The following is a 2,739-nucleotide window of genomic DNA, read 5'->3' as shown; positions in this document are numbered from 1 at the left end:
CGCTCGATGAGCTTCCGCAGCTGATCAACGTCCTAAAGGGCGAAATGAGCATCGTAGGTCCTCGCCCGTGCGCGCAATACGAGCGCAAGGATATGGGCGAATACGCAGATCTCATACTCGCCGTCAAGCCCGGTATTACGGGGCTTTGGCAGGTGAGCGGGCGCAGCGACGTGGATTTTGCGACCAGGGCGGGCATGGATACGTGGTATATGAAAAACTGGTCAATCTGGAACGACATCGTTATTATCTTAAAAACCTTCAAAGTCGTTTTGGCGCGCGAAGGAGTAAGTTGATCGGTTATTGAGTCCTTAAGACAGGTTCTTTTTTGAGATAAATTTTAAATTTAATACAGTGCTTCGATCGAGATATTAGAATCGCTCGAGACTAAATTTGCCACTATTTAAATCATATATAACAATACAAGTGCGCGGCAATAGCTAGGAATTTGCGGCGTAAAATTTGAAATTTTGAAATTTCATCGCATGTTTGCGTAAAATAAGACTACGCGAAAATGATGGCGAATTTAATGCGGACAACTTTAATATCTAGTATCTAGGAAAAAGTATTAGCGTTAATCGTATTGTTTAAGTACACATAAAAATGTGGCGCTATCCGTTAAATTTTACTTTTGCTTTCCGCTTCTGCTCGAATACTACGACGTAAAATTTACGCAAAGCGGATGAATTTTATCCTCGCTTCCGCACCGCTCTTTCTAAAATTCTAAATCGCCCATTGCAAAAAGCTGAGTTTTAAAATTTAGGCAGTTTGCAGATAAAATTTTGATCTGTTTGAGGGATAGGGGGATGGTGTCCGGTAAAATAGATAATGGAAATGAGCTATTTGGAAATCATACTATTTTAAATACCGTTTACGGATATACCGATAAAAAAGCGACCAACGGCTATGAAGCTTTAAAGGGCCTATGATCTAAATGGCGACAACGTAATAGATGAAAAGGACGAGATATTTAATAAGCTTAAAATTTGGAAAGGTACGAATTCTGACGGCATTACCGACGAAGGAGAATTAAGCTCACTTGCGGATAATAATATCAAAAGTATTGATCTAAACTACAAAGAGATAACGATAGACGAGAATTCTAACACCGTAAAGTAAGGCTCTAAGGCTGTTCTTATCGATGAGCTGATCTACCGAATGGGCTGGAGTAAGTGAAGCGGCTAAAGACTCACGGGAAATTTATAGCTGCTTAAGTAAGGTGGATATAGAATTCGTAAAAACAACCAAATCAAGGCGAGAAAAGGACTGAGATTTTTATAACATTTACTGTCGGCAGATTGCTTCGCTTGCAAAGTTTACCCGCAATGACGAGAAAAGTAAAGAAAATGGAAGGATAAAATTTGGAAAATTTTGAAAACTGGAATAAAAATGTTAAAAAACGGGATTTAAACTCAAATGAAAACGCAAATTTAAACGATTTCAATAAAAGAGACTACGATAAAGAACCGATAGTAATTAAAAATCCTTATGAATTCTTTCTTAAAAATTTGGATTTATTTTGTTTTATAGGGGCGTTTGTGATTTTATCAACTGCCTGTATTGATTACGCGGACAATATACACAAAAAAGAAATTAAAATTTTATTATATTTTCCTTTTGTGTTTGTAATTTTACATATTATTTGGGCCTTTTATTACTACATTATCAAAAACAAATGCGAAACTAAATTCACAAATAAAACGATAGAATTTATTATAAATGGGGAAGTTAAAAGGGTTAAAAACTTGACAGATTTAGAGCCTATTACAAGAAATTTTAAGCTTTCGTATTCTCTTGGAGTATATTTTCATTTGTTTCTATTTTTTTTTGATTATTTTAATTTCAATTAGCGAAAAATCATTGCTATATGTTTTTATAATAATGGTCTATTATATACTTTGGTTTCTTTTAAATTTTTTATTTAAACTTATTTTTCATTTGATTTTAGGCGGAGAATTGAAAGGTTTCTCGTTATATCCAGCTATTATTTTTGATTATCCGCAATATATTGGTGGTCGCTTGTGGAGATTAGCTACAATTGATATGCGATTATATGGTGGAAAATTTCATATGGTTTATATAATTCATAAGCAAGATTATTTAGATTTACAAAAATATTTTTCTGATAAGAAACATATAAATTTAAATTTGGTTGAAAAGAAATTTTAACTTAAAAAGGAGAAAAGCATGAGTAGAGAATTGGTTGCTAAACAAGAATTAGACAAAGCAGAAGTAAGACTTAGAAAAATAGTGATTTAGCCAGATAATTAACTGAGTTATTTAAAGATGCGCTTTCTGGTACCAATATGTCTCTTGGTGGCTTAGAAAAATATGTAGAAACAAATGGCAAAAGATACGCAGAAATTGAATTAGAAAAACTAGACGATTATATCAAGAAAGTAGGATTAGCAAATGGTTTGGCTTGTATAGTCGATGATATAAGCTGACGGTCAAAGTTTTGGGCATACTGTCGTGGGCGTAGCTGTGGATTTTGGGCTTATTGCAATTACTAAATTTATCCCTGTTGTCGGTTGGATAACATTATGGTATGACATGGGAAATTTATTAGATAAGTTGGATGGAAAAGATAGTGGCATATTTGATTTACGTAAACAGGCACAAAATTTATGGGACAAAATAACGAGCGACGGACTATCAGATATTGATATGAACGCTTTGCAAAAAGGTATTCTAAAAGTAACAATGCCCGATAAAACAGCCTATGCAAGACCGCTATCACCT

5 protein-coding genes and 1 pseudogene are annotated in these 2,739 nt (G+C 34.3%); all 6 read left to right on the top strand.

All coding sequences use genetic code 11. The annotated features are described in order from the left end of the window. The coding region (locus Q0140_RS07155) for a sugar transferase (RefSeq protein ID WP_297963308.1) at positions 1-293 on the top strand (293 nt) is incomplete at its 5' end. Between the two features lie 510 nt (positions 294-803). Then, the gene (locus tag Q0140_RS07150) at positions 804-926 is read left to right on the top strand and encodes a hypothetical protein (protein ID WP_295099236.1); all 123 of its coding nucleotides are present in this window, start codon (positions 804-806) and stop codon (positions 924-926) included. A 432-nt stretch (positions 927-1,358) separates the two neighbouring features. After that, entirely contained in the window at positions 1,359-1,847 is a 489-nt protein-coding gene (locus Q0140_RS07145; protein WP_297963306.1) for a hypothetical protein, read from the top strand. A gap of 106 nt (positions 1,848-1,953) precedes the next feature. After that, positions 1,954-2,166, top strand: coding sequence for a hypothetical protein (locus tag Q0140_RS07140; RefSeq protein WP_297963304.1), 213 nt, complete (start codon positions 1,954-1,956; stop codon positions 2,164-2,166). A gap of 137 nt (positions 2,167-2,303) precedes the next feature. After that, on the top strand, positions 2,304-2,444 hold the full coding sequence (locus tag Q0140_RS07135) for a hypothetical protein (protein ID WP_297963302.1): 141 nt from the start codon (positions 2,304-2,306) through the stop codon (positions 2,442-2,444). Positions 2,445-2,481: 37 nt separating this feature from the next. Continuing rightward, positions 2,482-2,739: pseudogene (locus tag Q0140_RS07130) on the top strand (hypothetical protein); the annotation flags it as partial.

The sequence above is a fragment of the uncultured Campylobacter sp. genome (assembly GCF_938045405.1).
In the GTDB taxonomy this organism is placed as follows: Bacteria; Campylobacterota; Campylobacteria; order Campylobacterales; family Campylobacteraceae; genus Campylobacter_B.
The sequence above is the reverse complement of the archived record's forward strand: the minus strand, read 5'-3'. Positions and strand labels throughout refer to the sequence as shown.

Bases quoted from the DNA above. Each gene is read 5' to 3' on its own strand.
- Q0140_RS07150 (WP_295099236.1), top strand. From the start codon at position 804: ATGGTGTCCGGTAAAATAGATAATGGAAATGAGCTATTTGGAAATCAT.
- Q0140_RS07135 (WP_297963302.1), top strand. From the start codon at position 2,304: ATGTCTCTTGGTGGCTTAGAAAAATATGTAGAAACAAATGGCAAAAGA.